This window comes from Mesorhizobium sp. M0244, assembly GCF_040321795.1.
Lineage (GTDB): Bacteria > Pseudomonadota > Alphaproteobacteria > Rhizobiales > Rhizobiaceae > Mesorhizobium.
Map to the genome: position 1 here is coordinate 1 of NZ_JAMYSE010000139.1, position 12,173 is coordinate 12,173.

The 12,173-nt window shown below is 58.6% G+C and carries 11 protein-coding genes; 9 read left to right on the forward strand and 2 right to left on the reverse strand.

The genetic code is table 11. From position 1 onward, the window contains the following. Window positions 1-578: alpha/beta hydrolase fold domain-containing protein (locus NKJ08_RS36445; RefSeq protein ID WP_352786086.1), on the forward strand; the 578-nt coding region annotated here is incomplete at its 5' end. On the opposite strand, the gene NKJ08_RS36450 is transcribed toward NKJ08_RS36445, so the two are convergent. Continuing rightward, window positions 559-1,581, reverse strand: coding sequence for a LacI family DNA-binding transcriptional regulator (locus tag NKJ08_RS36450; protein ID WP_352524737.1), 1,023 nt, complete (start codon window positions 1,579-1,581; stop codon window positions 559-561). The genes NKJ08_RS36445 and NKJ08_RS36450 overlap by 20 nt on opposite strands. A gap of 446 nt (window positions 1,582-2,027) precedes the next feature. Further along, window positions 2,028-2,789 carry a DeoR/GlpR family DNA-binding transcription regulator gene (locus NKJ08_RS36455; RefSeq protein ID WP_023680295.1) on the reverse strand — a complete coding sequence of 254 codons (762 nt, stop codon included), beginning with the start codon at window positions 2,787-2,789 and terminating at the stop codon, window positions 2,028-2,030. A 231-nt stretch (window positions 2,790-3,020) separates the two neighbouring features. Here NKJ08_RS36455 and NKJ08_RS36460 point away from each other — a divergent pair, with 231 nt between their 5' ends. The 8 genes from NKJ08_RS36460 to NKJ08_RS36495 all read left to right on the forward strand — a co-directional run bounded on the left by NKJ08_RS36460 (window position 3,021) and on the right by NKJ08_RS36495 (window position 12,148). After that, window positions 3,021-3,821: a beta/alpha barrel domain-containing protein gene (locus tag NKJ08_RS36460; protein WP_352457857.1), complete on the forward strand. Its 801-nt coding sequence runs from the start codon at window positions 3,021-3,023 to the stop codon at window positions 3,819-3,821. Window positions 3,822-3,824: 3 nt separating this feature from the next. Beyond that, window positions 3,825-4,763: a PfkB family carbohydrate kinase gene (locus tag NKJ08_RS36465; protein ID WP_352524736.1), complete on the forward strand. Its 939-nt coding sequence runs from the start codon at window positions 3,825-3,827 to the stop codon at window positions 4,761-4,763. A 149-nt stretch (window positions 4,764-4,912) separates the two neighbouring features. Further along, window positions 4,913-6,058, forward strand: a complete 1,146-nt coding sequence (locus NKJ08_RS36470) for an ABC transporter ATP-binding protein (protein WP_352524734.1) — start codon at window positions 4,913-4,915, stop codon at window positions 6,056-6,058. Window positions 6,059-6,798: 740 nt separating this feature from the next. Continuing rightward, on the forward strand, window positions 6,799-8,052 hold the full coding sequence (locus NKJ08_RS36475) for an ABC transporter substrate-binding protein (RefSeq protein WP_352524733.1): 1,254 nt from the start codon (window positions 6,799-6,801) through the stop codon (window positions 8,050-8,052). A 140-nt stretch (window positions 8,053-8,192) separates the two neighbouring features. Further along, entirely contained in the window at window positions 8,193-9,089 is an 897-nt protein-coding gene (locus tag NKJ08_RS36480) for a carbohydrate ABC transporter permease (protein WP_502896222.1), read from the forward strand. Between the two features lie 6 nt (window positions 9,090-9,095). Further along, the gene (locus NKJ08_RS36485; protein ID WP_352524729.1) at window positions 9,096-9,941 is read left to right on the forward strand and encodes a carbohydrate ABC transporter permease; all 846 of its coding nucleotides are present in this window, start codon (window positions 9,096-9,098) and stop codon (window positions 9,939-9,941) included. Window positions 9,942-10,589: 648 nt separating this feature from the next. Continuing rightward, window positions 10,590-11,579 (forward strand): sugar ABC transporter substrate-binding protein, encoded by a 990-nt coding sequence (locus NKJ08_RS36490; protein ID WP_352776937.1) that lies wholly within the window; start codon window positions 10,590-10,592, stop codon window positions 11,577-11,579. Beyond that, on the forward strand, window positions 11,576-12,148 hold the full coding sequence (locus tag NKJ08_RS36495) for an ABC transporter permease subunit (RefSeq protein ID WP_352786089.1): 573 nt from the start codon (window positions 11,576-11,578) through the stop codon (window positions 12,146-12,148). The genes NKJ08_RS36490 and NKJ08_RS36495 overlap by 4 nt, the downstream gene beginning before the upstream one ends. Window positions 12,149-12,173 lie beyond the last annotated feature (25 nt).

Genomic DNA, 12,173 nt, shown 5'->3' on the forward strand with positions numbered 1-12,173 from the left:
CCCCCAGCTCGGTTGCCGCGGCGGGGTTGCCCACCAGCAAAGGGCCCGCCCCCGATCGGGGAAGGCTGGGGGCGGGGGGCGGTGGCGCGGGCCACTGCGCCGGTGGCAATCTCGCTGCGGTGCTGTGCCTGATGGTGCGTGGGAGCAAGAATCCGCCGACCGTGCAATTGCTGTTCTATCCGAACACGGATGCCTCGCAGACAGCGGACAGCTATCGCCGTTTTGCTGAGGGCTATGGTCTCACCGCGGCAACGATGGCCTGGTTCCGCGACCACTATGTCAACCATGCCGGGGATATCGACGACTGGCGCGTGTCGCCGCTGAAGGTCGCCAGCCTTGCCGGCGCAGCACCAGCCTTTGTCGCGATCGCCGGTCATGACATTCTCATTGACGAGGGTGAGGCTTACGCAAAGCGTCTGCAAGATGACGGCGTGCCTGTCGTGCTGAGGCGCTGGCCTGGCCAGATCCACGGCTTTGTCTCGATGGGCCGCCATGGTCCGGCCTCGCGGCAAGCCGTCGGCGCGGCGGTTGCCGCGTGGCGCGGCTTCGATGGAAAGCTCAGGCCGATTGACGCATGACCAGCGTCGCGTCGAGATTGACCTTGGCGGCAACCTCCGCTCCATCCTCGTTCAGCAGGGCCAGCAGCGTCTCGACGCTACGTCCCGCCATGGCGGCGAAGTCCTGCGCCATGGTGGTGAGGCCTGGACATGTGTAGCGGCTCAGCGGGTGATCGTCATGAGCTGCGACACGCAGGTCGCAATCGGCCTTGCGACCGACCTTGAGGCCTTGCGCGTAGGCGGCCGCCATCACGCCGAAGGCGAGACGGTCGTTGTTGCATAGAATGGTCTTGCCCGGCAGACCGCCATTGCCGAGCATTTTTTCCATTTGCTCGTAGCCGATCCGTTCGAAATCCCATGTGTAGTCGTCGGTGTTGCCGATGACGACAGGCTCATGCCCGAGCCGCTTCATAGAAGCGATATAGCTTTTCAGTCGTTCTGGCGAGTTGTGGTTGACGTGCGGGATATCGAAATAGACCGGGGCGTCGCCGGACCGGCACAGATACTCGACGATGGTCGAGACGCTCTGGGCATTGTTGTTGCCGACGAACGGCGTTCCGCCTTCGAGATAGGTGTCGAAATAGACCACCGGTATGGCCTGCGTCAGCTTCTCCAGCGTGCGGTGGTCCGAGCGCAGGCCGAGCGGCGCGATGAGTGCACCGGAGACCTTCAGCGACAGGATGGTTCGCGTTGCCTCCACTTCGAGCTCGCGCGAGCCGTGCGAGGAGATCACGATCGGCCAGTAGCCTTCGTCGCGCAGCCTGAGTTCGATGCGGCTGACCATCTCCGAATAGAAGGGGTCGGCCACTGTCGGCACCATGATGCCGATGCTGCGGGTCCGCTTGCGGTTCAGGTTGCGTGCAAACAGATTGGGCTGGTAGTCGGACGAGCGCAGCGCCTCTTCGATACGCTGCCGTGTCGCGGGCTTGACGCTGGTCGGATCGTCGAAATATTTCGACAGCGTCGGCCTGGAGACGCCGCAAGAGCGGGCAAAATCCTCCATCGTCTTGTGCGTCGTCGGCATTTCAAACGCCTCGCGTTCTGGACATCCAATCACTGGGTTGCCCTAGCGCTGCCCCAGGGTACCCGCATCCGGTGCGCTGCCGTGCAACGGCAAGGCAAAATTTTACAGAGAGCTTCAGCAGTTTCAACGCGTATCGCTGAATTTTTTCACGCGTAAATTTATTAGTTGACGCGAAAAGTACAAGCCATATTGACTCCGGATATCGGTTGCCGCCAGGCAGAATTGCACGCGACTGAGAGGGGTCGAGAAGCTGGTCTCAGCCGGCGAGATCGAGCTTCGGCGATTGACGCAGCGTCGGCGCCGAGATGCTGAGGGCAGCAACAGCGCGCTTTCCGGTCTAGCGCGATATGAAGATCCTTAATGTGCTAAATTTGTCTTCGTACTCCGAAACGTCGGTTGCCAATGGGACACGCTGCCAATTCTGGGCACCACAATCCGGAAGGCACCTACACATAGCGCACTTCGACTCCCAGCTTGTCCAATCGACTGCGAATCCCATAGGGCATAGCGGTGTCGGTGATGATCAGATCGACACGTGACAACGAAAATGCCTTGGATGAGGCGCCAATATCCCATTTGCTTGAATCCGCCACAAGGATCACGCGCCTGGCCATACGAACCAGATTGCGTTTTGTGCGCGCAATGTCTTCTGAGACATCGACGACATCGAATGACTGATCGATCGCATGCGCGCTGAGGAACGCTTGGTGGGCCACAAGGCCGCCCACAGCCCTGTCAAAATCCGACACGATCGTGCTGACCGTCGAGGGATAGACCCGACCGCCTATCATATGCACGTCCAGCCCAGGGCGATACATCAGATGCTGTGCAATGTTCATCGCGGTTGTGGCTACTACCACATTGTTGACCGGGGGCATCTGCATTGCGACCTGCAGCAACGTCGAGCCGCTGTCGAACACCACGGACTGGTTGTCTATGATCTGGCGCGCCGCCATCTGCGCGATACGCCGTTTGGCATCGAAATTGCGAGACATCCGCTCTTCGAAGGCCGCCGCGGGCGAATCAGCGGGCAAGGCGATCGCACCGCCATGCGTTTTGATCAACTGCTTTTTTGCATCCAGAATTTCCAGGTCGGACCTGATGGTCACCTCGGAGACGCCGAAGTTTTCCGCCAGTTGGCTGGTACGCGCCTGGCCGGTCCGCTGAAGCGCGAGCATGATCTGATGTCGCCGTTGTTCCGCAAGCATGTGTAACCCCGAATTGCTGTTTGGATAGCTGCACGCCAACCTTTCGAAAATCGAATAGGAAACCGGCTTGCGTTTGAGAATTCGACGGATACCGCCTCACCGCAGCGAACGCTAGCCGTTGCAGTTGCAACCTATATCGAAACGAAAGAAATCGAAATATTGAATATTGTTTTGCTTTCGAGTTAGGGTCCCTCAACGTCAGATCAACAATTGCGAAGGGACTGCACTGATATGGGCCTTGGAACTAAAATTCGCTTGTCGCGGCTGTTCTCGCATCGATCTGGGAACCTGTTCGGTGGTGCCGTCGACCATTTCGTAGGTTACGGCAACGTCCGCGAGGGAGGCCTTGCGGATCTGCCCGGCGCGCTCAAGCGGGTGATGGCCGGAGAGCCAGATTACATCAGCATTCAGCCTGGTGCGGCGCGTCATTTGTGGCCGGCTTACGCCGGCAAGGCAGCGCTGGTCATTCAGGCGGGATGCTTTACGCCCGACGATCGGATCAGTCAGTTGATCGCGACGCCCGAAGATGCAGTGCGCTATGGTGCCGATGCGCTGGCGGTCGCCATTCCGGTGCGGGGCGATACCGAGGGTCACTACATTCGTTGGCTTACCGATACGGTCAACGCGGCGGCTCGTTTCGAAATGCCGGTCGTTGCACATGTTTATCCCCGCGACTATTCAAACGGCTGCAAGATCGTCTTCACCCCCGACGAAATCGCCTACGCAGTGCGGATTGGTTTTGAGACCGGTGTTGACGTGATCAAGGTCGGATACACCGGGGACTTCGACTCATTCAAGGAAACCGTGGCCACTTGCCCGGTTCCCATCGTTATCGCCGGCGGTCCGAAGACCGAGGATCTTCTGGGCGCTCTCACCCAGACGTCTGAAGCCCTGCGCGCCGGTGCGAAGGGTGCCGTCGTGGGGCGCAATCTGTGGGGGCACGGTGACACCACGATGGCAGCGCGTGCATTCAAGTGCGTCATTCACGATGGGATGGCGCCGCAAGACGCTTTGGCGGCTGCGGGCACGTGAGCCGTGACCGGCAATCTGCAGGTTTTGGGCTTCGGAGCCTTGGCGATTGACGACATCATCTATGTCGACAGCCCGCTGGGTGCTGGCAAAGGGAAGGTGACAAATCGCACGAAGGACCACGGCGGCAATGTGGCGACGGCACTCGTTGCTGTCGCCAAGCTGGGGGGGCGTGCCGGTTTCATCGGCTGGCTGAGTGATCAGCCACTTACGGATGTCGGCGCCCACGAGCTTGAACGACACGGCGTCGACATATCTTTCGCGCCACGTCGTTCCGATGCCAAGCCGATCCGGTCGGTTATTACGGTCGCGCCCGATGGTGACAGGTTCATCGCCTATGATGATGATGTGCCGCACGGGACCTCCGATGCGCTGGCCGATAGCGTCCTTGCGCAAGCCCAGGTACTGCTGATCGACGGTTACGCCACGCACGCCGACATGATCGTTGCTCGTGCCCGTAAGCTGGGTCTAGCGGTGGTGGCCGATATTGAGTGGACTGTCGGACCTGCGACCGAACGATTGATCCGCCTGTCAAATCACCTGGTATTGCCTCTGAAATTTGCCCAAACCTATACTGGCGAGGGCAAGGCGACAGCGATCCTGCGCAAGCTGTGGTCAGATGACCGCTCCGCGGTCGTGTTAACCGAAGGCGATCGAGGAGCCTATATCCGGCAAAAGGACGATGTCGTTTTGTGGCATGTCCCGGCCTATAAGGTCAGGGCAGTGGACACGACCGGCGCGGGGGATTGTTTTCATGGCGCCTATGCCTTCGCTCTTACGCAGGGAAAGCAGCCTGTCGCCTGCGCTGTTTATGCAACTGCCGCGGCCGCGATCTCAGTGACGGGCCGGGGTGGCCGCATGGCTCTGCCGGATCACAACGCCTGTGTCGCGTGGATGGCGAAAGAAAATGCGCCTGTGCCCATACCGATTACGTCGCCAGACTGAGAATTCATCACTCGGAACTTGCCGCTGCTGGTGGGGCGTCCGAGGCGCGCGGTTAACCGCGCAGATAGCAATGCCGGTTCGATCTGCAGTCGCGCCGGGCGGAGGCTATTCGGATGTTTAGGTAGCGCTGACAATAGGGAGGATGTGACGTGGCTGTTGTTGTGTTGGACAAAATTTGCAAGACCTACGGGACGAAATTCCAAGCCATCAAGGATCTTAGCCTGACGATAAACGACGGCGAGTTCCTCATTCTCGTTGGCCCTTCGGGATGCGGAAAATCGACAGCCTTGCGCATGATCGCGGGGCTGGAGGAGATCAGCAGCGGAACCCTGAGCATTGGTGGAGAGAATGTTGAGGACCTGGCGCCGAAGGACCGGGATATTGCGATGGTCTTTCAGAACTATGCCCTTTATCCGCATATGACAGTGTTCGACAACATAGGCTTCTCGATGAAGCTTGCGGGGAAGAGCAAGGCCGAGCGCACGAAGCGCGTCCATGAAATAGCAAAGACCCTGCAGCTGCACACGCTGCTCGACAGTAAGCCGGCGGCGCTGTCTGGCGGACAACGCCAGAGGGTCGCCATGGGGCGCGCGATGGTGCGCGAACCGGCAGCCTTTCTCATGGATGAACCCTTGTCAAACCTCGATGCCAAGCTGCGCGTGCAAATGCGCGCGGAAATTGTCAGCCTGCAAAGACAGCTGGGGGTGACCACGATTTATGTAACGCACGATCAGACCGAAGCCTTGACCATGGGCGACCGGGTTGCGGTCTTGAAAGGCGGTGTCCTTCAGCAGGTCGACACGCCAAAGACGCTGTATAATCGACCAGTCAATGCCTTCGTCGCGGGGTTCATCGGCTCGCCGTCGATGAACCTGTTCGAAGGCCGTTTGCACAATGGCAGGATCAACCTGCCGACCTTTTCGATACCGGTGCCGACGAGTGCGTTTGAGCGCTCTCCTGGTCTGAGTGCCTTCGAAGGCAAGACGCTCATCTTCGGCATACGCCCCGAGGATCTCTACGACAGCAGTCTGGAATCGGGATCGCGACATGCCACTCTACCGGCCATCGTGAAGACGACAGAGGAATTGGGATCCGAGCTTATCGTTCATTTGAAGGTCGACGCGGTTCGAATCGATTCTGGCGATCCAGATGCTGTTGAAGATCTAAGCGGGGCAGCAAACGTCGTAGCGAGGTTTGAAGCCGTCAGCGTGGTCCGGCCGGGCGAGTTGATTAATCTGGCGATCGATGCGGCCAAGTTGCACTTCTTCGATCCCCAGACGCACCTCACAATCTAGCGTGATCCGCGATGGTTGACCTGGGTAAAGGGTCGAAGGCGCAAATGTCGCTTCCGTCTTCTGGTCCATTTGCGTAGGTGATGGTAGACGCTGGCTTCGCTCTCCTGGGCAATCCGACCAGTTCTCGCTCGCCCATCAAATCGGTTGGTTGATGGTCATTTTAGGCCGTCAGCTTTGAGCTGCCTGCTCCAGATCGGTAGGCCGGCCAGGAAACAAGCATGGGTGACCAGGATTGTTCGCTTTGTATCAAGGGAAGCTCGGGCCGTCTTCGCTGGCAAATGGTGAGACTTTGCTCGACATCGGTTCAGCGCGCGACAGCCGATTTTTCCACCTGAGGTGGAGATCGTCTTGTGCCCGGCGGCACCCTGTCATCGACAACCAAAACGATCGCCTGAACGCCTCTGAATTGCGACGTCTACGCGAGCGCGCGACCCACCGAATGGCGTTTTTTCTCTTCGAATATACGACTTTCATTTGCTTTCTTTTTAGGGGAGTGGCTTTCATTTGTTTACGAAAATAGAGAAAAGAAAGCGGCACAAGCAATGTGCACAAGGGAAAAACTATCTCAGAGAACTTAAGAAAACTATATACTAATCAACGGCTTACATTCATTCATAACGTCCCGGCATCCTACCCATTTTTCACGATTGCAGTTCTTGATTGACACAAAGACCCGGAAAAGAACCTAGTTTGATCGCGATCGGGAGGATCGAGCCAAACGTCGCTCCTAGGAGGAAAACATGAACGTCAGAAGATATATTGCTGCGGCCACGTCCGCTGTGGCTGTCTGGGCACTGTCTGCTACCTGCGCCTTTGCTGAGACCAATCTCGAATTCATCCAATGGTGGGAGCCCGAAATGCCCGCCGGTGCTCTGCGTAGCATCATGGACGACTTCGAAGCCAAAAACCCTGGTATCAAGGTGACGCTCGTCAGCGGTCCCTATTCCGCCACCCATGATCAGATCGTGGTCGGCGCCGCGTCGGGGACGCTCAGCGACGTCGTCGGCCTGGACGGAGCATGGGTCAATGGCCTTGCAAAGCAGGGCGCAATCGCTTCCATGGACAGCCTGATGGCTGACGCCAAATATGATCAGAGCCAGATCGCTGACATCATCAAGGTCAACGGCCAAAGCGTCATGTTCCCGCTCGCCTCGTTCGTATACCCGGTCTTCGTCAACCTCGATCTGGCCAAGGCTGCTGGTGTCGACAAGATGCCGGCCAACCGCACAGAATTCGCCGCTGCCGCGAAGAAGATGACCAATGCGGACAAGAATGAGTACGGGTGGGTGCTGCCGCTATCGCTGCAAAACCCCGGCGGCATCCAGAACGACGTGATGTCTTGGGTCTGGGCTTCCGGAGCATCGATGCTCAAGGACGGCAAGCCCGACGTGGAAAATGAGGCCGTGGTCGGTACACTCGAATACATCAAGTCGCTACAGGACGCCGGCGTCATATCGCCAGGCATCTTTGCCAAGAAGGAACAGGACAAGGTCGAAGAGTTCGTCAACGGCCGTGTCGGAATGATGATCGACTCGCTGGCTCATATCAATCTTATCCGCCAGCGTAACCCCAATCTCAAGTTCGGTATCTCTGCGCTTCCTGCGGTCGATGGCTATACGGGTAAGCGCGGACTGCCCTATGCCTCTTGGGGCATCGGCATTAGCAACAGCACCGAGCATAAGGCAGAAGCCTGGAAGCTTGTCGAATATCTGATGAGCCCGGAAGTGAACGGCCGCCTAGTATCGCTCGCAAATGCCTTTCCGGGCAACGTGCAAGCGAAGCCTGACTTCTCGAAATCGGACCCGCTGTTCGAGGAAGCCTTCAAGATCTTCCAAAGCGGTCACTTGGCCAATGAATTCGTGGGCTTGCCGGTGGCCGAAGACCTGATGCGCGACATGAACGTCGAAGTGCAAAAGATGTTCGACGGCCAGCAAACCGCAAAGGAGGCCGCTGCCAACACGCAAAAGCAGTGGTTGGTTGACTTCGCCAAGTAGGCGCTGCTTCAGACAATTCGGCAGCGCGATAAGATCTATCGCGCTGCCGCTGCATCGGAACCGGACCATACGGTCGATGACCAAGCGGATTGTACCTCATGAGCCTCGCCAATGAAGGTTTGATCGTCACGCGAACGAAAATGCGGAAGCGTGGCATGCTTTCTTACAAGACGAGAAAGCGGCTGACTCCGCTGTTTTATGTGGCACCCGCCACGTTTTTGTTTTGTCTACTAATGCTGTTTCCCATGATCACGGTCCTGCGGTATTCGCTGATGGACGGCGCAATCATGAAAAAGGACGCTGCTTTCATAGGGTTGCAGAACTACGAGACGATCTTCACAGATCCAGTCTTCTGGCAGTCGGTCGGGCAGACCCTCTATTTCACGGTGATGAGCGTCATTTTCCACCTTCTAATCGGCCTGGCCTTCGCCCTGTTGCTGAACACCCAACGCGTCCATCCGATGATTAGAAGCATCCTGCGTGTTCTCTACATATTGCCCTGGCTCTTTACGGCAGTGATCATCGCGATCATCTGGCGGCTGCTTTTGGATCCCAATGGCGTGGTCAACAGCATCCTGATGACGCTCCATATCGTCAACTTCAAGGTCGAGTGGTTCTCCTCGACGAAAACCGCGATCCATGCGTTGACGTTTGCGAACATCTGGGCGGGATATCCCCTATACATGGTCAGCTTGCTCGCCGGTCTCCAGGGCATCCCCAGGGACCTTTACGAAGCCGCCGGCATCGATGGCGCCAATGAGTTCCAAAAGTTTCGGTACATCACGATCCCGCAGCTGATGCCGATCATCATCAGCATCGCCCTGCTGGATTTCATCTGGACGATGCAAGTCTTCCCCCTGGTCTGGATGACAACGGGCGGTGGACCGATCCATTCGACCGAGGTGCTGAGCACGTATACCTATAAGCTTGCGTTTTCGAGTTACGAATTTTCACAGGCTTCGGCGAGCGCGATCTTCATCTTGATCATCTCGATGGGCGCGACTTACTTCTACATCAAACACCAGAAGGCCAGGTGACCGGCAATGGCAAAGCGCTCCTTCAAAAACACCGTTTTGCCGACCGTACTGACATATCTCGGGCTCGCGGCCGGTCTGGTCTTTGCAGGCTTTCCAATCCTGTGGATGTTTTTCACTTCGTTGAAATCGAACACCGAGATCTTTGCCCTGCCGCCGAGACTGCTGCCCGACCATTTCACGAACGTAGCCTATCTTTCGATCTTCAATGATCCGACCAAGGTGCGCTTCTTTCTCAACAGCTATCTGGTCGCGGGAGTGGTAACCCTCCTGACGTTACTGATCGCCATTCTGACGGCCTATGGCTTCAGCCGCTATTCATTCCGGCTTAAGAATACGCTTAACGTCTTCATCATCAGCACACAGACCGTACCGCCGATCACGCTTCTGATCCCCTATTTCGGCATGGTCGTCGCCTTCGGCATTTTCAACACCTATTTCGCGCTGATTCTAACCTACATGGTATTCACCCTGCCTTACGCAATCCTTCTGATGACCGGCTATCTCAATACCCTGCCAAAGGAACTCGATGAGGCAGTGCTGGTCGATGGGGGGTCAAGTTGGACAGCGCTGTGGCGTGTGATTATCCCTCTTTCAGTCCCTGGCGTCGTCGCGACTGCGGTCTATACGTTTCTGTTGGCGTGGAACGAGTTCCTTTTTGCGCTCACTTTGACGAAGTCGACGGACATGCGGACCGTTCCGATCGGTATCGAGTTGCTTATGGGCCAACATGCGTTCGAATGGAACGAGATGATGGCGATGAGCGTGCTGGGATCACTCCCGCTTCTGATCCTGTATCTGATTGCACAACGTTACTTCCTCGCGGGCCTGGCCGCCGGGTCGGTGAAGAGCTGAGCAAACTGACTGCCAGTTCGCTGTTCGCTGCTGAACACATCAACCCATACCGGCCCCGAAAGTCCGGTCTTTGACAGCGCCAGCGCTATTGCCAAATACTGCACGTCGAGGGTCGTGCAGGCCGAAGGCGGCGACAGGACGCCGTTGCACAGCCCGATCGCGCTCGACATCTCTCCCGCGGTTTGCCACCTGTTTCGCCCGGATGGCCTAGCGCTGACGCCGCTGCCTTCGACCTGAGTGGCGCACTCGGAATTTGAATCCGACTGCTGACAAAGCCGGCTTCTAGCCTGGCCTCGACATCCCCGGCCTTGTCGATTTCGCCATCTGATGCCGCGATAGCTCGACACCGGTCTGCTGCAATGCAGCACATCAAAACCCGCGGCACACCATTTTAAATCTTGACGCGTGTCAAATTTTTCTAAAACATGCGGAAACGCTGACAAGGCATCAATCAGCGCTCTGGGAGGAGCAATGCCTGGCACGAAAAAAGGCCCCAAAGGGGCCCTGACCCACGAATTGCATGGCGATCGCCGATCGGTCGGCAGTCTGTCATCGCAAACCTCGAGGCAGCCCGCGCCACATCAGGCATTCCGTTCGCCGAAAACGAACCAGATGCAACGCACCCAACAAATAGGAGGAGGACGACGCATGCGCATGTTCAATTGCCTGACGCTTGGCGCAGGTCTGTTTGCAACCATCGTTTCAGTGCCGGCCCTTGCCGAAGACGCGGCGCGCGTCGCGGCCATCGTCAAGGGTCTCGATAATCCCTTCTTCCAGTACATGCACACGGGTATCGAAGAGCAGGCCAAGGCCAACGGCGTGGCCGTCACCGTCCAGGCAGCCGCCAACATGGGCGATGCAACCGGACAGGCCGATCGGTTGACCGCCATGGCCATGCAGGATTTCGATTGCTACCTGGTCAATCCGATCAGCGTCTCCAACCTGGTGCAGGCGCTGGTGCCCGTCGCCCAGAAGAAAAAGCCGATCGTCAACATCGACAGCACCATCGATGCCGAGCAGGCCAAGGCGGCGGGCTTTGCCATCTCAACCTATATCGGCACCGACAACGTCGCCGCCGGCGCACTGGCCGGGAAGGAGATGCTGAAGCTGGTGCCGAAGGGTTCCAAGGTCGCCCTGGTGGCAGGCATCGTCGGCGATGTCGGCAGCAATGCCCGCATCAAGGGTTTCAAGCAGGCCGTCGAAGGCAAGCTCGAAGTCGTGGTGATGGTGAGCGCCGACTGGGATCGCGAGAAGGCTCTCACCGCGGCCACCGACATCCTGGCAGCGCACCCCGATCTCGCCGGCTTCTTCGCCGCTAACGACATCATGGCACTCGGCGTCGAACGCGCCGTGCAGACAGCAGGCAAGGACGTCAAGGTGATCGGACTTGACGGCATCGTCGACGCGCTGAAATCGGTTGCCGCCGGCGAACTCTCCGCCACCGTGGCGCAATATCCCTATGTCGTCGGCGCCATGGGCGTGGAAGCCTGTGCCGCGGCGGCCAAGGGCAAGACGCTTCCCGCCAACGTGCCGGCGCCAGTGCTGTTGATCAACAAGGACAATGCGGAAGCCTCGCTGAAGAACTTCCCGCGCCCGGGTGGCGACTATCCGGATCCCTTCCGCGAGATGTTGCAGTGACCACTCCTGAACAAAACGCGCCCGCCCATGACGCGGGCGCGTTGGAGGAGAGCCGCCCCTCCCTGACGGCTCTCCTCCTGGATCCTTCCTTCTGGGCCGACTGGGCATCCGTCGTCGGCCTGGTCGGCCTCGTCATCGTGTTCGGCATCGCCCAGCCGATCTTTCTCAGCATCGCCAATTTGCAGGCCCTGCTGCTGGCGGCGGCGATCCTTGTCGTGCTGTCGATCGGCCAGACCTTCGTCGTCGCGACAGCCGGCATCGATCTTTCGCTCGCGGCCGCCGTAATGCTGGGCGCCATCATTCTGGGCCTCGTTAACGCCGCCGGCTATGGCATCTTGCTGGCCTGCGTGCTTGCCGTCGCCGCCACCAGTGCCGTGGGATTCCTGAACGGCGTGCTCATCACCGCCGGGCGTATTCCCGACTTCGTGGTGACGCTCGGCACGCTTTCGGGCATCACCGGCCTTGGCCTGATCCTGTCGGGCGGGGGGGGGGGGGGGGGGGGGGGGGAGGGCGGGGTGGGGCGGGGGTGCCGGTGGGGCGCGGGGGGGGGGGGCGGGGGGGGGGGGTGAGTGGGAGGCGGGGCGGAGGGGGGGG